Source organism: Citrobacter sp. S55_ASV_140, from assembly GCF_018919505.1.
GTDB classification, from domain to species: Bacteria; Pseudomonadota; Gammaproteobacteria; order Enterobacterales; family Enterobacteriaceae; genus Citrobacter; species Citrobacter werkmanii.
Genome location: NZ_JAHLQZ010000459.1, coordinates 1 through 269, shown reverse-complemented (window position 1 = coordinate 269; position 269 = coordinate 1). Strand labels below are relative to the sequence as shown.

Annotated in this window: 1 rRNA gene; it reads left to right on the top strand. The window is 57.2% G+C overall.

What is annotated here, in order from left to right:
* A 16S ribosomal RNA gene (locus tag KQJ18_RS24525) occupies positions 1 to 269 on the top strand; the annotation flags it as partial.

Genomic DNA, 269 nt, shown 5'->3' with positions numbered 1-269 from the left:
GATTGACGTTACTCGCAGAAGAAGCACCGGCTAACTCCGTGCCAGCAGCCGCGGTAATACGGAGGGTGCAAGCGTTAATCGGAATTACTGGGCGTAAAGCGCACGCAGGCGGTCTGTCAAGTCGGATGTGAAATCCCCGGGCTCAACCTGGGAACTGCATCCGAAACTGGCAGGCTAGAGTCTTGTAGAGGGGGGTAGAATTCCAGGTGTAGCGGTGAAATGCGTAGAGATCTGGAGGAATACCGGTGGCGAAGGCGGCCCCCTGGACA